General features: G+C 73.1%; 19 protein-coding genes. 5 read left to right on the top strand and 14 right to left on the bottom strand.

Translation table 11 applies throughout. From position 1 onward, the window contains the following. Window positions 1-117 precede the first annotated feature (117 nt). The gene (gene pcrA / locus EUS26_RS08325) at window positions 118-2667 is read right to left on the bottom strand and encodes a DNA helicase PcrA (protein WP_130013043.1); all 2550 of its coding nucleotides are present in this window, start codon (window positions 2665-2667) and stop codon (window positions 118-120) included. A 109-nt stretch (window positions 2668-2776) separates the two neighbouring features. On the opposite strand from pcrA, the gene EUS26_RS08320 reads away from it, so the two are divergent. The 3 genes from EUS26_RS08320 to EUS26_RS08310 are packed head-to-tail and all read left to right on the top strand — an operon-like array spanning window position 2777 to window position 4718. Beyond that, window positions 2777-3172, top strand: coding sequence for a hypothetical protein (locus tag EUS26_RS08320; RefSeq protein WP_130013041.1), 396 nt, complete (start codon window positions 2777-2779; stop codon window positions 3170-3172). Beyond that, window positions 3169-3648 carry a hypothetical protein gene (locus EUS26_RS08315; RefSeq protein ID WP_238148872.1) on the top strand — a complete coding sequence of 160 codons (480 nt, stop codon included), beginning with the start codon at window positions 3169-3171 and terminating at the stop codon, window positions 3646-3648. Before EUS26_RS08320 ends, EUS26_RS08315 begins: the two co-directional genes overlap by 4 nt. Next, the gene (locus tag EUS26_RS08310) at window positions 3645-4718 is read left to right on the top strand and encodes a lysylphosphatidylglycerol synthase transmembrane domain-containing protein (RefSeq protein WP_165368554.1); all 1074 of its coding nucleotides are present in this window, start codon (window positions 3645-3647) and stop codon (window positions 4716-4718) included. The genes EUS26_RS08315 and EUS26_RS08310 overlap by 4 nt, the downstream gene beginning before the upstream one ends. Here EUS26_RS08310 and EUS26_RS08305 read toward each other — a convergent pair. Genes EUS26_RS08305 through guaB form a run of 8 tightly spaced genes read right to left on the bottom strand, consistent with a single transcriptional unit; the run spans window position 4691 to window position 13666 of the window. Continuing rightward, window positions 4691-5482, bottom strand: coding sequence for a type 1 glutamine amidotransferase (locus tag EUS26_RS08305; protein WP_130013037.1), 792 nt, complete (start codon window positions 5480-5482; stop codon window positions 4691-4693). The genes EUS26_RS08310 and EUS26_RS08305 overlap by 28 nt on opposite strands. Then, a complete protein-coding gene (locus EUS26_RS08300; RefSeq protein WP_130013035.1) occupies window positions 5479-6798 on the bottom strand; it encodes a Mur ligase family protein in 1320 nt (439 codons plus the stop codon). The genes EUS26_RS08305 and EUS26_RS08300 overlap by 4 nt, the downstream gene beginning before the upstream one ends. Then, window positions 6789-8399, bottom strand: coding sequence for a glutamine-hydrolyzing GMP synthase (gene guaA, locus EUS26_RS08295; RefSeq protein WP_130013033.1), 1611 nt, complete (start codon window positions 8397-8399; stop codon window positions 6789-6791). Before guaA ends, EUS26_RS08300 begins: the two co-directional genes overlap by 10 nt. Next, window positions 8396-8740, bottom strand: coding sequence for a DUF3817 domain-containing protein (locus EUS26_RS08290; protein WP_130013031.1), 345 nt, complete (start codon window positions 8738-8740; stop codon window positions 8396-8398). The genes guaA and EUS26_RS08290 overlap by 4 nt, the downstream gene beginning before the upstream one ends. Beyond that, on the bottom strand, window positions 8737-9519 hold the full coding sequence (locus EUS26_RS08285; RefSeq protein WP_130013029.1) for an SURF1 family protein: 783 nt from the start codon (window positions 9517-9519) through the stop codon (window positions 8737-8739). Before EUS26_RS08285 ends, EUS26_RS08290 begins: the two co-directional genes overlap by 4 nt. A 30-nt stretch (window positions 9520-9549) precedes the next feature. Then, on the bottom strand, window positions 9550-10920 hold the full coding sequence (locus tag EUS26_RS08280; RefSeq protein WP_238148871.1) for a YncE family protein: 1371 nt from the start codon (window positions 10918-10920) through the stop codon (window positions 9550-9552). Window positions 10921-10969: 49 nt separating this feature from the next. Beyond that, the gene (locus EUS26_RS08275; RefSeq protein WP_130013025.1) at window positions 10970-12094 is read right to left on the bottom strand and encodes a GuaB3 family IMP dehydrogenase-related protein; all 1125 of its coding nucleotides are present in this window, start codon (window positions 12092-12094) and stop codon (window positions 10970-10972) included. 57 nt (window positions 12095-12151) lie between these two features. Then, window positions 12152-13666, bottom strand: a complete 1515-nt coding sequence (gene guaB, locus EUS26_RS08270) for an IMP dehydrogenase (RefSeq protein WP_130013023.1) — start codon at window positions 13664-13666, stop codon at window positions 12152-12154. A 182-nt stretch (window positions 13667-13848) separates the two neighbouring features. On the opposite strand from guaB, the gene EUS26_RS08265 reads away from it, so the two are divergent. Beyond that, on the top strand, window positions 13849-14151 hold the full coding sequence (locus tag EUS26_RS08265) for a WhiB family transcriptional regulator (RefSeq protein ID WP_130013021.1): 303 nt from the start codon (window positions 13849-13851) through the stop codon (window positions 14149-14151). Window positions 14152-14284: 133 nt separating this feature from the next. Here the strand turns inward: EUS26_RS08265 and groL are convergent, their stop codons facing one another. The 3 genes from groL to EUS26_RS08250 all read right to left on the bottom strand — a co-directional run bounded on the left by groL (window position 14285) and on the right by EUS26_RS08250 (window position 17812). After that, complete coding sequence (gene groL / locus EUS26_RS08260) at window positions 14285-15889, bottom strand: chaperonin GroEL (protein ID WP_130013019.1); 1605 nt, start codon at window positions 15887-15889, stop codon at window positions 14285-14287. Between the two features lie 119 nt (window positions 15890-16008). Next, window positions 16009-16302, bottom strand: a complete 294-nt coding sequence (groES, locus tag EUS26_RS08255; RefSeq protein WP_130013017.1) for a co-chaperone GroES — start codon at window positions 16300-16302, stop codon at window positions 16009-16011. Window positions 16303-16546: 244 nt separating this feature from the next. Next, window positions 16547-17812, bottom strand: coding sequence for a phospholipase D-like domain-containing protein (locus tag EUS26_RS08250; RefSeq protein WP_238148870.1), 1266 nt, complete (start codon window positions 17810-17812; stop codon window positions 16547-16549). Between the two features lie 30 nt (window positions 17813-17842). Here EUS26_RS08250 and EUS26_RS08245 point away from each other — a divergent pair, with 30 nt between their 5' ends. Next, the gene (locus tag EUS26_RS08245) at window positions 17843-19093 is read left to right on the top strand and encodes a THUMP-like domain-containing protein (RefSeq protein WP_130013016.1); all 1251 of its coding nucleotides are present in this window, start codon (window positions 17843-17845) and stop codon (window positions 19091-19093) included. A gap of 7 nt (window positions 19094-19100) precedes the next feature. On the opposite strand, the gene EUS26_RS08240 is transcribed toward EUS26_RS08245, so the two are convergent. Together EUS26_RS08240 and EUS26_RS08235 are read right to left on the bottom strand one after the other, a co-directional pair. Beyond that, entirely contained in the window at window positions 19101-19814 is a 714-nt protein-coding gene (locus EUS26_RS08240; protein ID WP_238148869.1) for a potassium channel family protein, read from the bottom strand. Beyond that, the gene (locus EUS26_RS08235) at window positions 19807-21135 is read right to left on the bottom strand and encodes a TrkH family potassium uptake protein (protein WP_238148868.1); all 1329 of its coding nucleotides are present in this window, start codon (window positions 21133-21135) and stop codon (window positions 19807-19809) included. Before EUS26_RS08235 ends, EUS26_RS08240 begins: the two co-directional genes overlap by 8 nt. Window positions 21136-21199: the final 64 nt, after the last annotated feature.

The following is a 21199-nucleotide window of genomic DNA, read 5'->3' as shown; positions in this document are numbered from 1 at the left end:
TGCGGTTCCCGTCTGTCGATGGTCGCCGGAGGTGCTCCGGCATGCCGGTGGACACCGCACGACCGCACGCGAACTGCGCCGTCGGCGGCACTGCGAGGCAGACTATCGCAGGCCCGTTCAGAGCTTGACCAGCGGCGCCACCCGCACGAGCAGGCGTTTGAGCCCGGCGTCGCCGAAGTCGACGTGGGCCATCGTGTGCTGGCCGGTGCCCTCCACGAGGACCACCGTGCCCATCCCGAAGCTGTCGTGGCTGACCTTGTCGCCGGCCGCCAGACCCGCCAGCTCGGCCTCCTGCTCCTGGGTCCGGTCGCGGCGCGGGGCGCTGCCCCGGGGGTCGAGCCGCACCGCGGCGGGACGACCGCCGCCGGAGGACCCGCCCCGCCCCCCGGCATACCCGCCGGACCAGCTCAGCCCTAGGCCCTCGGCCGCCGAGCGACGACCCCCCATGCTCATGCGGTCGGAGTCGGTGCGCTCCCAGGTGACGAGCTCGTCGGGGATCTCGTCGAGGAAGCGGGACGCCGGGAACCACTGCGGGGCGCCGAAGGCGGCCCGGCTCCCGGCCCGGGACAGGTGCAGCTGCTCGCGGGCCCGGGTGATCCCGACGTAGGCCAGCCGTCGTTCCTCCTCGAGCTCCGCGGGGTCGTCGAGGCTGCGCTGGTGCGGGAACGTGCCGTCCTCCAGGCCGGTGAGGAAGACGACCGGGAACTCCAGCCCCTTGGCGGTGTGCAGCGTCATCAGCGTGACGACGCCCTGGTCCGGGCCGGCGCCGGCCGGACCGTCCGCCGAGCCCTCGGGGATCTCGTCGGCGTCGGCGACCAGCGAGACCTGCTCGAGGAAGTCGACCAGCCCGCCCTCGGGGTAGTTGTCGTCGAACTCGCGGGCCACGGTGACGAGCTCGGTGAGGTTCTCCACCCGCGTCTCGTCCTGCGGGTCGTGGCTGGCGCGGAGCTCGGCGAGGTAGCCGGTGCGGTCCAGGATCGCCTCGAGCAGCCGGCCGATGCCCGAGTCCTCCTGGGCCGCCAGCTCGCCCAGCTCCTCCAGCAGCGCCGTGAAGCCGCTGATCGCGGCGACCGACCGGGAGGCGATGCCCGGCGCGTCGCCGGCCCGCCCCAGGGCGGCGACGAAGGGGATGCGCTCGCGCTCGGCGAGCGCCGTCACCGCCGCCACGGCCCGGTCGCCGATCCCCCGCTTGGGCGTGTTCAGGATGCGCCGCAGGTTGACGTCGTCCGCCGGGTTCGCGATGACCCGCAGGTAGGCCAGCGCGTCCTTGATCTCCCGACGCTCGTAGAAGCGGGTGCCGCCGACGACCTTGTAGGGCAGCCCGGTGCGGACCAGCACCTCCTCCAGGGCGCGCGACTGCGCGTTGGTCCGGTAGAACACGGCGACGTCACCGGGCCGGACCCCCCGCTCGTCGGCCAGCTCGTCGATCCGCCGGGCCACGAAGGACGCCTCGTCGTGCTCGCTGTCGGCGACGTAGCCGACGATGGACGCCCCGGTGCCCTGGTCGGTCCACAGCCGCTTGTCCCGGCGCTTGGGGTTGCGGGCGATCACCGCGTTGGCGGCCGAGAGGATGGTGCTCGTCGACCGGTAGTTCTGCTCCAGCAGGATGGTCCGCGCCTCGGGGTAGTCCTGCTCGAACTCGACGATGTTGCGGATGGTGGCGCCGCGGAAGGCGTAGATCGACTGGTCGGCGTCACCCACGACGCACAGCTCCGCCGGGGGCAGCTCCCGGCTGCCCCCGTCGACGATGTCGCCGGCGTACCCGACCAGCTCGCGGACCAGGGCGTACTGGGCGTGGTTGGTGTCCTGGTACTCGTCGACCATGACGTGCCGGAACCGGCGCCGGTAGTGCTCGCGCACCGCCGGGAAGGCCCGGAGCAGGTGCACGGTCGTGGAGATGATGTCGTCGAAGTCCAGGGCGTTGGCCGCGCGGAGCCGCCGCTGGTACATCGCGTAGGCCTCGGACACCTTGGCCTCGTAGTTGTTGGCCCCCACGGTCGCCGCGAAGGCCTCCTCGTCGACGAGCTCGTTCTTGGCGTTGGAGACCTTGGCCAGGAAGGCCCGGGCCGGGTAGCGCTTGGGGTCCAGGTCGAGGTCGCGGATCACCATGCCCATGAGGCGCTGGCTGTCGGCGGCGTCGTAGATCGAGAACGAGCTCTTCAGCCCGGCGGTCTGCGCCTCCCGGCGCAGGATCCGCACGCAGGCCGAGTGGAAGGTGGAGACCCACATGGCCTTGGCCCGGGGCCCGACGAGTGCCGCGACCCGCTCGCGCATCTCGGCGGCCGCCTTGTTGGTGAAGGTGATGGCCAGGATCTGCCCGGGGTGGACGTGCCGCTCGGCGAGCAGGTAGGCGATGCGGTGCGTGAGCACCCGCGTCTTGCCGGAACCGGCACCGGCGACGATGAGCAACGGGCTGCCCTGGTGCCGCACCGCCTCCGCCTGGGGCTCGTTCAACCCGGACAGCAGCTCCTGGACGGTCGGCCCGGGGTGCTGCCGGCCGCGCGCCGACGCGGACGGTGGGGTGTCTCCGGACACCGCCCAGGCCGGCACGCCGCGGTCGTCGACCGGCCCGTCGCCGGGGTGCGGGTGGGCGTGCCCGCTGGCCGCGTCCGCGCTCATCGGGGGGACCGGGTCGTCGAAGGGGAGGTGGTCGAAGAGGCCGCTCATCGCCCTCCATCCTAGGCAGCCGCACCGACGTGCCCACCCAGGTCGTCCACAACCGGGAGCCCTACCCTGGTGGGCGTGACCCCCGCCCCCGTGCCGCAGGTGCCCACCCGTGACGACTGACTCCTCGGCCTACCTCGACGTCCCCACCCTCGCCGTCCTGGTCGGCGGCATGGTCGTCGCCGTCGCCTGCCTCCTGGCCGGCCTCAACGGCCGGGCGCCCGGGAAGGTGACGGTGGGCCTGACCCTGCTGCTCCAGGCGGGGGTGGTCGCCTACTGCGGGAGCTACCTCGGGCGACAGCTGGGGGGTGCCGCCCCGGTGGGTCCCGGCTGGGAGCTGTGGGCCTACCTCGTGACCATCCTGCTGCTGCCGGCGCTCGCGCTGGTCTGGGCGCAGCAGGAGCCGACCCGCTGGAGCACCTTCGTGCTCGCGGTCGCGGCCTTCACCGTGGCGGTCATGGCCGCGCGCACCGCCCAGATCTGGTACGGCCTGGGGACGTCCGCGTGAGCCGCGTCGTCGCGGACGCGGGCGACCGGAGGCACGGCCCCGGACGGGTCATCCTCGCGCTCTACCTCGTCTTCGTCATCGGCACGGTCTCCCGGTCGGCGGCACAGATCTCCACCCGCTTCGACCAGGCTCCCCTCGCCTACTCGCTGTCCGCCGTGGCGGCACTCGTCTACGTGGTGGCGCTCGTGTCGCTCTCGCTGCGGGGCCGGTCCGCGTGGTGGGTGAGCCTGGTGGCGCTCTCGGTGGAGCTGACCGGGGTGCTCGTCGTCGGCACCTGGAGCTACCTGGCCCCCGCGATGTTCCCGGACCAGACGGTGTGGAGCCACTACGGGCAGGGCTACCTCTTCATCCCGCTCGTCCTGCCGGTCGCCGGGCTGTGGTGGCTGCTGTCGGCGCGCGGGGCCCGCGCCGTGTCGCGCCCGTCCCCGGACGAGGACTCTGCCAGCATGAAGGGCATGCCCCGGGGATCGACGTGAGCGAGGAGCCGCGCGAGCCCGCGCTGCGCCGCCTGACGTGGCGCGACGCCGCCGGGTCGGTCGCGGGCACCACCGCCGCCGCGCTGCTCATCGCCGTCGGCCTGCCCCACTTCCTGGACACCTCGTGGGCGGAGATCGGGACGCAGCTGGGTCGCATCCGCCCCGGCACGGCGGTCGTCATGGCCCTCCTCCTGCTCGGCGGCCTGTTCAGCTACACCTGGGTGCTCATCGGCTCGTTGCCGGGCCTGGGCCACGTGCAGGCGCTCAAGGTCAACGCCGTGTCCGCGACCGCCGCCAACCTCCTCCCCCTCGGCGGGGCCGTGGGGGTGGGCCTCATGGTCCTCATGCTGCGCTCCTGGGGCTTCGCCCGGCGCGCGCTGTCCTCGAGCATCGCCGTGGTGGGGCTCTGGAACCTGCTGGCCCGGGTCGCGCTGCCGGTCGTCGGGTGCCTGGTGCTCGTGGCCGGCCCCATCGACGCCCCGGAGGTGGTGGTGCGCGGCGGCTGGGTCGCGGTGGGGGCGGGCACCGCTCTGGTGCTGCTCGCCAGCCTGCTCGTGCTCTCGGACCGCGTGGCGGACGCGCTCGTCGACCTCAGCCGTCCGGTCCTGACCCGCGTCCTGCGCCGCCGCCCCGGGCGCGCACCGGTCGACCAGCTCCTCACCGACCAGCGGCGCCGCGTCGCGGACGTCGTCCGCACGGGCGGCGTCGCCATGACGCTGGGGATGGCCGGCCAGTTCCTCCTGCTCTTCGGGCTCTACTGGTATGCCGCCCGCGTGGTCGGCCTGGACGTCCCCCTCGCGGAGCTGGTGTGCGCCTACACCTTCCGGCAGTTCCTCACCGTGGTCGCCGTGACCCCCGGCGGGCTCGGCGTCACCGAGGTCGGCACGGCGGGGCTGCTCGTGCTCCTCGGCGGGGACCCGGGCGCGGCGTCCGCGACCGCCCTGCTCTACGCGATCTACGCCCACGTGGTGGTGGTGCCGCTCGGCGTGGCGGCGCTGGGCGCGTGGTGGCTGTCCCCCGCACGGTCCGGCGCGCTGCCGGCTCAGGAGCCGAGCAGCCTGCGGACCTGAGCCGCGTGGGCCCGCTCGGCGACGGTGTCGTCGACCTCTGCCGGGTCCCACCCGCCGGTGGCCCGGCGGGCGGCGATCTCGAGCAGGCCGTCGGCGAGCGCCGGGTTGGCGGGCAGGACCGGCCCGTGCAAGTAGGACCCGACCACGTTGCCGGTCCGGGCGCCCTCGTGCCCGTCGGTGCCGTTGTTGCCCTGCCCGTGCCGGACCCGGCCGAAGGGCTGCTGCCCCGCGCCCAGCACGGTGGACCCGGAGTGGTTCTCGTAACCCACCACCGAGCCGAAGTCGGTGTCCAGCACGACGGGGCCGATCATCCGGGTCGCGTTGCCGCGGGTGGTGACGTCGAGGATGCCCAGGCCGGGCAGGCGCTGGCCCTCGACGGTGATGAAGGCCTCGCCGAACAGCTGGTACATCCCGCAGATCATGAGCATCGGCAGCCCGTCGGCGGCGAGCTCGCGCAGCCGGTCCGCGTGCCGCGCCAGGTCGTCGGTCACCCGGGCCTGGCCGCTGTCCTGGCCGCCCCCGCCGAGGAGGATGTCGGCCCGCTCCGGCCAGGCGGCGCCCGGGTGGTGGTCGTGCACGACGGGGCGGTAGCCGTGCCACCGCAACCGGGCCGCGAGGCACCGCGTGTTGCCGAGGTCGCCGTAGATGCTCATCTCGCGCGGGTAGAGGTGGACGACGTGCACCTCGCCCTTGTCGGCGGGCACGTCGGCCAGCGCGGCCACGTCCGCCGGCAGCGCCTGCGCGACGCCCTGGCCCTTGCTCATGCTGCCGGGTCCTCTCCGAAACGGGCCAGCCCGAAGCGGTCGGCCAGCCGGCGACGCAGGTGCATCATGGCGGTGTAGGTGCAGAAGACCCGGGTCGGGCGACCCCGGTGGTCGGCGAGGAAGCGGTCCAGCGCGAGGTCGAGATCCTGCTCGACGTGGTCCACCTCGACCCCGTCGTAGCGCAGCCGCAGCGCCATGTCCCAGGCCCGGACCCCCGACGTGAGTGCCACCCCCCGCTCGCGCAGGGAGTCGAAGGAGACGTCGTACAGCCACGACACGTCCCGCCCGTCGGCGTAGTTGTCGTTGATGGCCACCATGGTCGCCACCGGCTCCGCGCCGTAGGTGCCGAGCGCCACGGTGAACCCGGCGGGGTTCTTGACGAGCACGAGCTCCAGCGGCGCCCCGTCGACGTCGATGACCTCGCCGCGGCCGAAGGGCGGGGACACGGCCGCGAGAGCCTCGGCGGCGGTGACGGCCGAGAAACCCGGGCCCAGCAGATGACGGGCGGTGGCGGTCGCGGCGGTGGCGTTGATCATCGCGGCCAGGCCCCGCTGCCGGAGCGTGACCGGCCCGACGTCCACCGCCTCGTCGTCGACGAACCGGACGGTGAACGCCCGGCCGTCGTCCTCGGGCAGCAGCAGCGCGTCGCCGGGCCCCGGATCCCGGCCCGGGTCGGCGTCCTCGAAGCGCACGTCGGCCTCCTGCAGCTCGGGCAGCCGGTCGGCGATGCTGGGGTCCACCCCGAACCACCGCACCTGCACCCCGTCGGCGACGTGGCCACGGATGCGCGAGATGAACGGGTCGTCGGCGTTGAGGACGACGCCGTCGGTCGTCTGCTCGGCCAGCGTGGTGAGCAGCCGCGCGGTGTGGTCGATCTCGGCGAAGCGGTCGAGCTGGTCGCGCGCCACGTTGAGCAGCAGCGACTGGGTGGGGGGCACCTGGGCGCTGAAGTGCAGGGCGTGCGCCTCGTCCAGCTCCACCACCGCCACGTCCGCGGCGAGTCGGCCGGAGAGCCCCACCTCCCCCAGCAGGGAGGAGATGACGCCCCGGGTGAAGTTGGACCCGGTCGGGTTGGTGAAGACCCGCAGCCCGTGGGCGCGCAGCAGCGCGGCGAGCATCTTCGTGGTCGTCGTCTTGCCGTTGGTCCCGCTCACCACGACGACGCCGTGCGGCAGCTCCCCGAGGGTATGCCGCAGCACGGCCGGGTCGAGGCGCTCGGTGACGAGACCGGGCAGCGCCGACCCCCCGCCCCGGAGCCGGGAGATCGCCCGGGCGCCCTTCCCGGCGGCCAGGGCGACGCTGGTCCTCACTCCCATTCGATCGTCCCCGGCGGCTTGCTGGTCACGTCCAGGGTCACCCGGTTGACCTCCTCCACCTCGTTGGTGATGCGGGAGGAGATGCGGGCGAGCACGTCGTAGGGCAGGCGGGTCCAGTCCGCGGTCATGGCGTCCTCGGACGACACCGGGCGCAGCACCACGGGGTGGCCGTAGGTCCGGCCGTCGCCCTGGACGCCCACCGACCGCACGTCCGCGAGCAGGACCACCGGGCACTGCCAGATCTCGCGGTCCAGGCCGGCGGCGGTGAGCTCCTCCCGGGCGATGGCGTCGGCACGCCGCAGGATGGAGACCCGGTCCGCGGTGACCTCGCCGATGATGCGGATGCCCAGCCCGGGGCCGGGGAACGGCTGGCGCCAGACGATCCCCTCGGGGACGCCCAGCTCCAGTCCCACCTGGCGCACCTCGTCCTTGAAGAGGGTGCGCAGGGGCTCCACCAGGGAGAACTGCAGGTCCTCCGGCAGACCGCCGACGTTGTGGTGGCTCTTGATGTTGGCGGCACCGGTGCCGCCGCCGGACTCGACGACGTCCGGGTAGAGCGTGCCCTGGACGAGCCAGCGCACCGGGTGGTCGTGCTCGCCCGCGGCCGCGTCGTCGGGCTCGGGCTGGTGGGCGCGGACGACGTCGCGGGCCGCCTGCTCGAAGACCCGGATGAACTCGCGGCCGATGACCTTGCGCTTGGCCTCCGGGTCGGTCACCCCGGCCAGGGCGTCGAGGAAGCGCTCCCGGGCGTCGACGACGACGAGGTCCACCCCGGTCGCGGCGACGAAGTCGGTCTCGACCTGCTCGGCCTCCCCCTCCCGGAGCAGCCCGTGGTCGACGAAGACGCAGGTCAGCTGGTCCCCCACCGCCCGTTGGACGAGGGCCGCCGCCACCGAGGAGTCCACGCCCCCGGACAACCCGCAGATGACGCGGTCCTGCCCGATCTGCTCCCGCACCTGCTCGACGAGCTGGTCGGCGACGTTCTCACTGGTCCAGTCCGGGGTGAGCCCGGCGCCCCGGGTGAGGAAGTTGCGCAGCACCTGCTGGCCGTAGGTGGAGTGCAGCACCTCCGGGTGCCACTGGATGCCGTAGAGCCGGCGCTCGTCGTCCTCGAAGGCGGCGACGGGGGCGCCCGAGGTGCGCGCGGTGACCGCGCACCCCTGGGGCGCGGCGGTCACGGCGTCCCCGTGCGACATCCACACGACCTGCTGCTCGGGCTGGTCGGCGAACAGCGTGCTCGGGGGGCCGGCGACGGTGGCGTCGGCCTGGCCGTACTCCCGGCGACCGGTGCGCTCGACGGTGCCGCCCAGGGCTTGGGCCATGGCCTGGAAGCCGTAGCAGATGCCCAGCACCGGGACCCCGGCCGTGACCAGCGCCGGGTCCAGGGAGGGGGCGCCGTCGGCATACACCGAGGAGGGTCCTCCGGACAGGACGATCGCCGACGGGTCGCGGGCGAGCATCTGCTCCACCGGCATCGTGTGCGGCACGATCTCGCTGTAGCAGTCGGCCTCGCGGACCCGACGCGCGATGAGCTGGGCGTACTGCGCGCCGAAGTCGACGACGAGAACCGGGCGGGCGTCCAGAGGGGGTGCCGAGGTCACGCGGTCACCCTACCGGCGGCCGGGTCCGCGGCCTCGCCGCCCTCGATCTGGGCGCGCGCCTGCCGGGCCACCCGGTGCTCGACCCAGAAGGACAGGAACGGGACGCACCCGGCCAGCATCACACCCACCATCCGGCCCAGGCTCCAGCGCAGCTCGAAGCCGAGCAGCGCGGTGGCGACGAGGTAGACCATGTAGACCCAGCCGTGCGGCGAGGGCCACCAGGCGAGCGCGTGGCTGCCGAAGCCGTAGCGCAGCACCATGTGCACGACGAGCAGGAGCAGGCCGACGCCGACGACGAAGGCCATGAGGCGGAAGAACAGCAGCTTGCCGCGGGGGGTCATGGGCGGGGCTCCTTCACGGGAGGGGCGGAGACCGGCAGCGCGGGCTCCGACGTGGTGGTGTCGGACGACCTGCGCGAGGCGTCGCGCAGGAAACGGAGGTACATGTAGACGGCGAACCCGGCGAAGAGGAACCACTGCAGCCCGTAGCCGACGTTGCGCCAGATCAGGCCGGTCTCCCCGAACACCGGCGGGGGCACCCGCTGCACCGCCGACCCGGTCAGGTCCGGACGCTCCTCGGTCGCGAAGAGGAAGCCGTCGTAGATGGGCGCGTCCCAGTCGTTGACGAGCTCGGCGGTGTCGATCGACCCGCGCTGCCCCTGGGGCAGGCCGGCGGGGCCGGGCGCCTCCCCCGGCGCCAGCGTGCCGGTGAGCTCGACCCGGGTGCCCGGCGGCCGGTCGGCCTGCGCCGGGTCGGTGACGAACCCGCGCACGACCGGCAGCAGCGCGCCGGTGGGCTCCACCCGGACCGGGGTCACCACCCAGTAGCCCTCCTGCCCCTCCAGCAGCCGCCGGGGCACGAGGAACTGCTGGTCGGAGCGGTAGCTGCCGGTGACCAGGACCGACCGGCCGGCACCGTCGTCGGGGAAGGTGCTCTGGGGATCGATCGCCTCGGTGAGCGGGACCGTGGGGCGGGCCGCCTGCTCGGCCGCGAAGTCCCGGGAGGCCTCGCTCGAGCTCACCCCGAGCTGCCACATACCGAGCTGGTAGAACGCCACCACCACCACGACCAGCAGCGCGAGCAGCGCCAGCCAGGCTGGTCGGAGGGCGGTCCGGATCACCCCACCAGGGTAGGTGGTGGACCTGGGCGGTCAGAGCAGGCTGCCCTGGTCGTCGAAGACGTAGATCGAGCCGCCGTAGCAGGCCACCCAGACGGTGTTCGTCACGGGGTCGTAGTCGATGCCGATGGGGTTGGCGTCCACGTCGACCGTGTCGATGACCTCCATGTCGGAGGTCCGCACCTTGGACACGCTGGCCTCGTCGTAGTTGACGACGTAGAGCGCCTTCTCGTCCGGGCTGAGGGCCACGCTGCGCGGCTCCACCCCCGGCGTCGCCTCGTCGACCACCTCGTCGGTGGCGGTGTCCATCTTGAGGACGGCGTTGCCGCCGCTGGTCGTGAGGTAGAGCGTCCGGCCCTCGTCGGCCAGGTTGAGGTGGCGGGGCCGCGGCGGCGTCTGCATGACCACCTCGGCGGTGCCCTCCGCGAGGTCCACCTTGTAGAGCTCGTCGGCGTACATGGCCACGGCGTAGACGGTCCGGTTGTCCGGCATGATCGCCAGCCCGCGCGGCGCGGCGGCCAGCTCGACGGTGCCGGTCTCCTCGCCCTTCTCGGTGTCGACGACGCTGAGCGTCGCATCGCACCAGTTGCTGACGAGCAGGGTCCGCTGGTCGGGGCTGAGCGCGAGGTACTTCGGCACCGCACCCACCCGGAACACCTGGTCCCAGGCCATCTCCTGGGCGTCGAAGCGGTAGACGAAGGAGGCGCCGACCCCGCTGTCGCGGGTGCACGCGTCGAAGCCCTCGACGCCGAAGTTCTCGCCGTACATCGTGTACTGGGACACGTAGGCGTAGCGGCCGTCCGCGGTCCACACCGCCTCGACCGGCGATCCCTGGGAGATCCCCGGGTGACCCTCGATCCCGAAGGCGGCCAGGTCGACCCCGTCCTGCAGCACCTCCACCTGCTCCCGGGTGGTGCTGTCGAAGACGGTCGAGGTGTGGGAGTACATCATGTTGTTGGCGATCATCAGCCCGTGCCCGGAGGCCATGACCGACTTCGGGGTCAGCCCGCCGGTGAGGTAGTCCACCTGTTCCAGGGCGGTCGTGTCGCTGGGGTGCTCAACCGGCGCCGGCTCCCGCTGCCAGATCTGCCCCGCCTGCTCACCTCCGTCGGCGTCGGCGTCGGCGTCGGCGGTGTCGTCGTCCTGCTCGGTGGCCGTGGCACCCTCGTCCGACCCCGTCTCGGCGGAGCCGCCCTGGGCGGTGCCGTCGTCCTCCCCCTCGGCGCCCGGCTGGGGGGCGGTGGCCTCCGTCGGCCCGGCCGTGGCCGCGTCCGGGCTGCCGGACCGGTCGCCGCCACCGAAGACCTGGCTCATGCCCCAGCCGCCCAGCAGGACCGCCCCCAGCAGGGCGCCGGCGGCCAGGCGCCGTCGCCGCACGTGCACCGGGTCCGTGCTGACGCTCACCGAGGGCACCGCCCCCGGGCGGGGCCGACCGTGGCTGCTCCGCTCCTCGTCACCGCTCGCCATACGGCGCCACCACCACATCCACGCGCTGGAACTCCTTGAGCTCGGTATAACCGGTTGTCGCCATGGCGCGCCGCAGCGCGCCCATCATGTTCGTGGTGCCGTCGGCCGTGCGGGCCGGCCCGACGAGGACCTCCTCGAGGGTGCCGACCGTGCCGACGTGCACCTTCTCCCCCCGCGGCAGCTCGGGGTGGTGCGCCTCGCTGCCCCAGTGGTAGCCCGCCCCCGGCGCCTCCTCCGCCCGGGCCAGCGCGGCCCCGAGCATGACGGCGTCGGCGCCGCAGGCCACCGCCTTGACGACCTCGCCGGACACGCTCGTCCCGCCGTCGGAGATGACGTGCACGTAGCGCCCGCCGGACTCGTCGAGGTAGTCCCGCCGCGCGGCCGCCACGTCGGCGATGGCCGTCGCCGACGGCGCGTGGATCCCCAGCGCGGTCCGGGTGCGGTGCGTGGACCCGCCGCCGAACCCGACCAGCACCCCGGCCGCCCCGGTGCGCATGAGGTGCAGCGCGGCGGTGTAGGTGCCGGCCCCGCCGACGATGACCGGCACGTCGAGCTCGTAGATGAAGCGCTTGAGGTTGAGCGGCTCGGCCTGGCTCGAGACGTGCTCCGCCGAGACGGTCGTCCCGCGGATGACGAAGAGGTCGACCCCGGCGTCCACGACCGCCTTCCAGTGGTGCTGGGTGCGCTGGGGCGAGAGGGCGCCGGCGACGGTGACGCCGGCGTCCCGGATCTCCCGCAGCCGGGCGGTGATGAGCTCCGGGCGCACGGGTGCGGCATACAGCTCGCGCATCCGGGCGGTCGCCTCCTCGCCCTCGAGACCGGCGATCTCGGCCAGCCGGGCGGAGGGATCGTCGTAGCGGGTCCAGAGCCCCTCGAGGTCCAGCACACCGAGGCCCCCCAGCCGGCCCAGCGCGATCGCGGTCTCCGGGGAGACCACGGAGTCCATGGGGGCGGCGAGGATCGGCAGGTCGAAGTGGTAGGCGTCGATCTGCCAGCTGATCGAGACGTCCTCGGGGTCCCTGGTGCGGCGGGAGGGGACGACGGCGACGTCGTCGAAGGAGTAGGCCCGGCGGCCCCGTTTGCCGCGTCCGATCTCGATCTCGCTCACCACGTCAGGCTACCGTCCGGGGCACCCGCGGCCGCCGCGCGCCACGCGACCCCGCGCTGCTCAACCGTAGTTGGGAGCCTGCGCGGTCATCTCGATGTCGTGCGGGTGCGACTCCTGCAGGCTGGCCTGGGTGATGCGCACGAACCGCCCCTTGGACCGCAGCTCGGGGACGGTGCGGGCCCCGACGTAGAACATCGCCTGGCGCAGCCCCCCACCCATCTGGTGCACGACGGCGCTCGCCGCGCCGCGGTAGGCCACCTTGCCCTCCACGCCCTCGGGGACGAGCTGGTCGTCGCTCGCGACCTCGGCCTGGAAGTAGCGGTCCTTGGAGAAGGAGGTCTTGCCCCGGGAGCTCATCGCGGCGAGCGAGCCCATGCCGCGGTAGCTCTTGAACTGCTTGCCGTTGACGAAGATGAGCTCCCCCGGGCTCTCCTCGCACCCGGCCAGCATCGAGCCCATCATCACCGACTCGGCGCCGGCGACGAGGGCCTTCGGGATGTCGCCGGAGTACTTCATCCCCCCGTCGGCGATGACCGGGACGCCCGCCGGGCGGCACACCTGCGCCGCCTCGTGCACCGCCGACAGCTGCGGCACCCCCACGCCCGTCACCACCCGGGTGGTGCAGATGGCGCCCGGGCCGACCCCGACCTTGACCGCGTCCGCCCCGGCATCGACGAAGGCCTGCGCCCCGGCGCCGGTGGCGACGTTGCCGCCCACGACCTGCACGTGCCGGGTGGCCGGGTCGCTCTTGAGCCGGGCCACCATGTCCAGCAGCAGCCGCACGTGGCCGTGGGCGGTGTCGGCCACGAGCACGTCGACACCCGCCTCGACGAGCGTGGTGGCCCGCTCCCAGGAGTCCCCGAAATAGCCGATGGCGGCCCCCACGAGCAGCCGGCCGTCCCCGTCCTTGGAGGCGTGCGGGAACTGCTCGCTCTTGACGAAGTCCTTGACCGTGATGAGCCCGGACAGGCGTCCCGCCTCGTCGACGAGCGGCAGCCGCTCGCGCTTGTGCGCGCGCAGGATCGCGGTGGCCTCCTCGCGGGACACGTCGGCCGGGGCGGTCACCAGCGGCATCGGGGTCATGACGTCGCGCACCAGGGTGCGGTCCCACTCGGCCACGGGGGTGAACCGCAGGTCCCGGTTGGTGCAGATCCCCATGAGCGTGCCCTGCTCGTCCACCACCGGGAGCCCGGAGACGCGGTACTGGCCGCAGATGCGGTCCAGGTCCTCCAGGGTGGCGTCCGGGCCGATGGTGACCGGGTTGGTGATGCGGCCGGTCTGGGTGCGCTTGACCAGGTCGACCTGCAGGGCCTGGTCCTGCACCGACAGGTTGCGGTGCAGGATGCCGATGCCGCCCTGACGGGCCATGGCGATCGCCATCCGTGCCTCGGTCACGGTGTCCATCGCCGCCGACACCAGCGGCAGCCGCAGGGTGATCTCCCGGGTGAGGCGGCTGCTCGTGTCGATCTGGTCGGGGGACATGTCGGTCTCCCCCGGCAGCAGCAGGACGTCGTCGTAGGTCAGCCCGAGCCGGGCGAACGGGTCGGCGGGGCCGTCGGGGTCACCAGCGCTCATGCGGGCCATTCTAGGCGGGCGCGCACGGCCCGGACCGCCCGGCACCCGCTGCTATGACATGGGACGTGTACGACGTAGAGTGACCGCACGACGAGGTACTCGTCACGCCCGGACCCCTGTTGCTCGCGGCCCCAGACGGGGCGGGCTGGCGGACCGGGCACCGCCCTCGAGAGGAGGAACGCGTGGCCGAGACCGGCCATCAGCCCGGCCCGGTGGCAGACCTGTGGGAGTGGCAGTTCCAAGGGGCGTGCCGGACCACGAGTCCCGAGGTGTTCTTCCACCCCGAGGGTGAACGCGGACCCGCCCGCCGCCGTCGCGACGAACGCGCCAAGCAGGTGTGCGCCAGCTGTCCCGTGCTGGAGCAGTGCCGCACCCACGCCCTGGCGGTGCGCGAGCCGTACGGCGTCTGGGGCGGCATGACCGAGGAGGAGCGCGCGGCCCACTACGAGCAGGTGGACGCGGCCCGGCCCCACCAGCAACGCTGAGCCCGACGACCGGGCGGTCCGACCCCCGACGGACCCGCACACGCGACGACGAAGCCCCTCCGGGCGTCCCGGAGGGGCTTCGTCGCGTCAGCGGCCCCGGACCCGCCGCGGGCGGGGGTCCGGAGGGCCGGCCTCAGTGCGAGTGGCCGTGGCCGTCCTCGTCGTCGTCCTCCGGCTTGTCCACGACCAGGGTGTCGGTGGTGAGCACCATGGAGGCGATGGAGGCGGCGTTGCGCAGCGCCGACCGGGTGACCTTGACCGGGTCGATGACCCCGGCGGCGAACAGGTCGCCGTACTCGCCGGTGGCGGCGTTGAGGCCCTGACCGGGGCTCATCTCCGCCACCCGCGTGGTCGCGACGTAGCCCTGCAGGCCGGCGTTCTCGGCGATCCAGCGCAGCGGCTCCGCGGCGGACTTGCGCACGATGGCCGCACCGACCGCCTCGTCACCCTCGAGCTGGAGCTCCTGCGCGGCACCGGCGGCGTGCACGAGGGCCGAGCCACCGCCGGCGACGATGCCCTCCTCTATGGCCGCGCGGGTCGCCGAGACGGCGTCCTCGATGCGGTGCTTCTTCTCCTTGAGCTCGACCTCGGTGTGCGCGCCGACCTTGATGACGCAGACGCCGCCGGCGAGCTTGGCGATGCGCTCCTGGAGCTTCTCGCGGTCCCAGTCGGAGTCGGTGGCGGCGGCCTCGGCCTGCAGCTGGGCGACCCGGTCGGAGACCGCCTGGGCGTCGCCGCTGCCCTCGACGATCGTCGTGGTGTCCTTGGTCGCGACGACGCGGCGCGCGGTGCCGAGCACCTCCAGGCCGACCGACTCCAGCGACAGGCCGACCTCCTCGGCCACGACCTGGCCACCGGTGAGGATCGCCATGTCCTGCAGCATCGCCTTGCGGCGGTCACCGAAGCCCGGCGCCTTGACCGCGACCGCGTTGAAGGTGCCCCGCACCTTGTTGACGACCAGGGTCGACAGCGCCTCGGCCTCGACGTCCTCGGCGATGATCATCAGCGGCTTGCTCTCGCCGACGACCTTTTCGAGCAGCGGCAGCAGGTCGGAGACCTTGGAGATCTTGCCCTGCACCAGCAGCACGTAGGCGTCCTCGAGGACGGCCTCCATCCGCTCGCTGTCGGTGACGAAGTAGGGCGAGAGGTAGCCCTTGTCGAACTGCATGCCCTCGGTGAACTCGAGCTCCATCGCGGTGGTGGAGGACTCCTCCACCGTGATGACGCCGTCCTTGCCGACCTTGTCGAAGGCGTCGGCGATGAGCTCGCCGATCTGCGGGTCCTGCGCGGACAGCCCGGCGACCTGGGCGATCTCGTCGCGGCCCTCGAGCTCGCGCGCGGTCTCCAGCAGGCGGTCGTTGATGGCGGTGACGGCGGCGTCGATGCCGCGCTTGAGGCCGGACGGCGCCGCACCCGCGGCGACGTTGCGCAGCCCCTCCTTGACCATGGCCTGGGCCAGCACCGTGGCCGTGGTCGTGCCGTCGCCGGCGATGTCGTTGGTCTTGGTCGCGACCTCCTTGGCGAGCTGGGCGCCGAGGTTCTCGTAGGGGTCCTCGAGCTCGACCTCACGGGCGATGGTGACGCCGTCGTTGGTGATGGTCGGGGCGCCCCACTTCTTGTCGAGGACGACGTTGCGGCCCTTCGGGCCGAGCGTCACCTTGACCGCGTTGGCCAGGGCGTCGACGCCCCGCTCCAGCGCCTTGCGGGCGTCGTCGTTGAACTGCAGCTGCTTCGCCATGGGCGAGCGCTCCTTTCAGGTATGTCGTGCGAGGGCGTGCGCCGGTGCCGCGCGGCACGCCCCGGTCACCACCGGACGGGGTGACCGGGGCGTGCGGACGCGGCGGGTCGGGCGGGTCGTCAGCCGACGACGGCCAGGACGTCGCGCGCCGAGAGGATGAGGAACTCCTCGCCGGAGTACTTCACCTCGGTGCCGCCGTACTTGCTGTAGATGACGCGGTCACCGACGGAGACGTCCATGGGGACGCGGTTGCCGTTGTCGTCGACACGACCCGGGCCGACCGCGAGGACCTCGCCCTCCTGGGGCTTCTCCTTCGCGGTGTCCGGGATGACCAGGCCGGAGGCCGTGGTCTGCTCGGCCTCGACGGCCTTGACGACGATGCGGTCCTCGAGCGGCTTGATGGAAACCGACACGGTTACCTTCCTTCTCGTTCAGGTGGCGGACCGGTGCGGCCCGCCAGGTGGTCATGTGCTGGCCGTCACTCCTCCGCGAACGCCCACCGCCGTCGCGGGGGTCGGTCGGCTCTCGCGGCTGGCACTGACGTGCCGAGAGTGCTAGGGACGAATCTAGGCACCGGGTTAGCACTCGGTCAAGCCGAGTGCCAACACGCCGAGGCATCCCGCGCGGGGGCCGGCGCCCCCGGGTGGCGGGTCGGGGTCAGATGAGGACCTGCAGCGGCTGCAGCACCCGCTCGACCACGCGGGTCCCCATGCCGCGCCCACCCCACTCCGCCAGCGTCAGCTCGTCGCAGTGCTCCAGGTCGGCCCGGAAGATGTCCTCCATGTGGTCGGCCTGGTCGGCGTCCACGATCTCGAGGTTGATCTCGTAGTTGCCCTGGAGGGAGAGCCGGTCGATGTTGGCGGTGCCGATGGTCGCCCAGCGCCCGTCCACCGTCATGGTCTTGGCGTGGACCATGACGTCGCGGTAGAGGAACAGCCGCACCCCGCCCTCGAGGAGGGTCTCGTAGTAGGACTGCGCGATGACGTCCGCCAGGACGTGGTTGGACTTCTGCGGCATGACCACCCGCACGTCGACCCCGCGGGAGGCGGCCGTGAGCAGCCCGTGGAGGATCTCGCGGTCCGGGATGAAGTAGCCCTGGGTGATCCAGATGCGGTGCACCGCTCGGTCGATCGCCTCGAGGTACAGGGCCCGCACCGGGTAGATCACCCGGCTGGGCTCGTTGCGCGCGGCCCGGATGCTCGTGTTCCACTCCACCGTGCCGCTGTCGAGGAGCTGCGGGCGGCGCCTGCCCTTGTGCCGGTTCCAGAAGTCGACGAAGGAGTTCTGCAGCTCCCAGACGCTCTTGCCCTCCACCCGCACGTGGGTGTCCCTCCAGCTCGTGGCGTAGAGGGAGCCGATGTTGTAGCCGCCGACGAAACCGACACGACCGTCCACGACGAGGATCTTGCGGTGGTCGCGGCCGGAGGCCCGGATGTCGACGAGGGGCAGCGCCGTGCGCATCACCGGGAAGCGCAGCATGTGCACGCCGTCGGGGAAGCGCAGGAAGTCCCTGGGCACCACGAGGTTGGCGAACCCGTCGAAGACGAGGCAGACGAGGACCCCACGGTCGGCGGCCCGGACGACGGCGTCCTTGAAAGCGCGGCCCGTGTCGTCGGCCTTCCAGATGTAGGACGCCAGGTAGACGAAGTCCTCGGCCGCGTCGATGGCCGCGATCATGTCGTCGTAGAGGTACTGGCCGTAGGTGTACGTCGTCAGGCGCGACTCCTCCACCGTGGTGCTGACCGGCTCCTGGACCGGGGCGTCCCGGTCGACGTGGTCGCGCCGCTTGCGGACCGCGTCCACCGCCACCACCCCGGCGGCGAGCGTCAGCTGGCCGGCCACGGCGGCACCGGCGGTGGCGAGCGCCACCCGCCGGCCCCGGCGCAGCAGACGGTTGACCTTACGGCTGAACACTCGGGGCATGGCCCCAATCTACTGCCGCACAATGAGGGGGTGAGCGCCGATCCCGCAGCCGACCTCCTGCGCCGTCTGGGAGACGGGCCGGGGGCCCGGTTGCTGGCCCACCTCCCGCCCTACGACGAGGGTTCGACCCTGCCGCTGCTGGCCCGGCTCCGGGCGGAGGGGCACGACCCCGAGCTGGTGTCCGCCGCACTGACGCAGTCCCGGCTGCGGACCAGCGGGCGGGCCCGGCTGGGGAGCGGGGTCGACGACCTGCTGCTGACCCAGGACGGCCTGGAGCAGGCCACCCGCCCGCAGGTGGCGGCCCGGCGGGCTCAGCTCATGGTGCGCGCCGGGGTACGCCACGTGCTGGACCTCGGGTGCGGGCTCGGGCTCGACGCCATGGCCTTCGCCCGGGCCGGGCTCGCGGTGACGGCGGTGGAGAGGGACGCCGTGGTGGCGGCCGCCGCCCGGGCCAACCTCGCCCCGTGGCCGGACGCGCGGGTGGTCACCGGTGACGCGCTCGCGCTGCCTGTCGGGCCGGACGACGGCGCGTTCCTCGACCCGGCCCGACGCACCCCCGGGGTCGCCGACGTCCACGGCCGGACCCGCCGGGTGCGGGGGCTCGACCAGCTCTCCCCCTCCTTCGAGCAGGTCCGGGACGTCGCCGCACGCGCCCGTGCGACCGTCGCCAAGCTCGGCCCGTCCTTCGACCCCGCCGACGTCCCGTCCGGCGCGGGCGCGGAGTGGGTGTCGCTGGACGGGGACCTGCTGGAGTGCGCCCTGTGGTGGGGCGCCGGACCACCTGGCCGCCGCGCGGTCGTGGGCCGCAGCGACGGTGGGCCGGACGGGAGCGTCACCTGGCACGAGGTCACCGACCTCGACCCCACCGCGCCCCTGCCCCGGGTGGAGGACCTGGAGGGCCACCTGGCCGAGGTCGACGACGCCGTGTCCGCGGCCGGCCTCACCGGCTCCCTCGCGAGCGTGGTCGACGGTCGCGAGACGGCGCCCGGGACCGGCTACCTCACCGCCGGGGCGCCCGTCCCCCACCCCGCGCTGCGGTGGTATGCCGTGCGCGAGGTGCTCCCGCTGCGCGCCACGACGGTGCGGTCCTGGCTGCGGCAGCACCACCAGCCGGCCGGCCCGGTCACCCTGAAGAAGCGGGGGGTGCGGGTCGACCCCGACGCGTTCCGCCGGGAGCTGCGGCTGCCGCGCCGGGCCCGCGGCTCCGAGGAGGTCGTCCTCGTGCTGACGACGGTGGCGGACTCCCCACGGGCCCTCGTCGTGGACCGCCTGCAGGTCTGACCCGGCGTCAGCGCTCGAGCACCGAGCGGCGGTGCGGGGTCCGCGGCAGGGCGATGAAGCGCTCCACGTCGCTGATCCGACCCGAGACGACCAGCTCGTCACCCTCCTCGACCACGGTCTCGGGCACGGCATACGTGAACTCCTCGCCCTGCCGTTTGCGCCCGACGACGGTGATCGTGTGGCGGGTGCGGACCCCGCTGTCCGCGAGGGTCCGTCCCCACGTCTCCGCCGGGGCGGTGCAGCGGGCGATGGCGAACTGGTCGTCGAACTCGAGGTAGTCCGCCACCCCGTCGGTCACCATGTGGGCCACCCGCTGTCCCATGACGTACTCGGGGTAGATGACGTGGTGCGCACCGATGCTGGCCAGGATCTTGCCGTGCTTGCGGGTGATCGCCTTGGCGTAGATGCGCTCCACCCCCGCCTCGTGCAGGGTGATGACCGACAGCACGCTGGCCTCGATGTCGGACCCGATCGCGACGACCGCGCGGCTGACCGAGCCGATGCCGAGCTGGCGCATGGCCTCCCCGTCGGTGGCGTCGGCGACCACCGTGTGCGTGAGGTCGTCGGCGTACTTCTGCACGCGCCGCTCGTCGGTGTCGATCGCCATGACCTCGACGCCCTGCCGGACCAGCGACTCGCAGACCGCCGTCCCGAACCGGCCGAGGCCGACGACGAGCACCGTGTAGGCGCCGCTGTCCGCGGGCCGCCTTCTCCTAGCCAACAATGGGTCTCTCCTCCGGGAGTCGGTAGTGGCGGTGGCGGGTGTTGAGCGCCAGGGCGGCGGCCACCGTGATCGGCCCGAGCCGGCCGAGGAACATCAGGACCATGAGGACGAGCTGGGCCGAGGGGGGCAGGCTGGCGGTGATGCCGGTGGACAGCCCCACCGTCGCGAAGGCCGAGACGACCTCGAAGCCGAGGTCGAGCGGGGGGAGGTCGGTGAGGATCATCAGGGTGATGGTGCTGGTGATGACGAGGCCCACCGCGAGCAGGGCGACCGACAGCGCCTGCCGCACGACCGGCATCCCGACCCGGCGGCGCCCGATGACGACCTCGGGCTCGCCGCGCACCTCGGACCAGATGACCGCGGCCAGCAGCAGGAAGGTGGTGACCTTGATGCCGCCCGCCGTCCCCGCGCTCCCGCCACCGACGAACATCAGCGCCATGGTGATCGCCTCGGTCTCGTCCGTGATCATCCCGTAGTCGACCGAGTTGAAGCCGGCGGTCCGCGGGAACAGCCCTCCCCCGAGCGCCCCCACCAGCTGCCCGCCCGGCGAGAGGTCCGCGATCGTGCCCCCGGGCTGGGCCTCGAACACCCAGAACGTGGCCACCCCCAGGACCATCAGCGTGAGCGAGCCCCACACGGTGAGCCGCGTGTGGATGGTCCAGGTCCCCGGCCTGCGGCCGCGGAGCAGCTCGCGCAGCACGGGGAAGCCCAGGCCGCCGAGCACCAGCGCCAGGCAGACGGGGCCGATGATCCACAGGTCGCCCACGAAACCCATGAGGCTGTCCTGGTACAGCGCGAAGCCGGCGTTGTTGAAGGCGGAGACGGCGTGGAAGAGCCCGTGCCACAGCGCGGTGGGCCAGTCGTAGCCGTACCCCAGGTGGAAGCGCAGCGTGAGCATCAGCCAGGTCACCGCCTCGATGGCCAGCATGAGCTGCAGCATGCGGCGCAGGATCCCGCGGACGTCCCCGAGGGAGCGGCTGCGGGTGTCCACCTGGGCCGCCAGGGACGTGCTCAGCCGCAGCTTGCCCCGGACGACCAGGGCGATGAGGGTGGCCAGCGTCATCACCCCGAAGCCGCCGATCTGGATGAGCAGCAGCAGGACGGTCTGGCCGAAGGGCGACCAGTAGCTGGCGGTGTCGACGGTGATGAGGCCGGTCACGCAGGTGGCCGACACGGTGGTGAAGGCGGCGACCATGAGGTCGGCCTCGGCTCCCGGTCCACGCGAGACGGGGAGCATGAGCAGCGTCGTCCCGGCGAGCACGACGATGACGAAACCGAGGGTCACCGAGCGGGCCGGGTGCGCCCAGAAGACTCGCACGAGGGTCCATGGTGCGCCTCGCCGCCACGAGGAGCAAGTCGCCCGCGCCGGGCCGGGCCGGAGG

It is taken from the genome of Serinicoccus sediminis, assembly GCF_004153545.1.
Taxonomy (GTDB): domain Bacteria; phylum Actinomycetota; class Actinomycetes; order Actinomycetales; family Dermatophilaceae; genus Ornithinicoccus; species Ornithinicoccus sediminis_A.
Note: the sequence above shows the minus strand (reverse complement) of the source record. Positions and strands in the feature narration are given on the sequence as shown.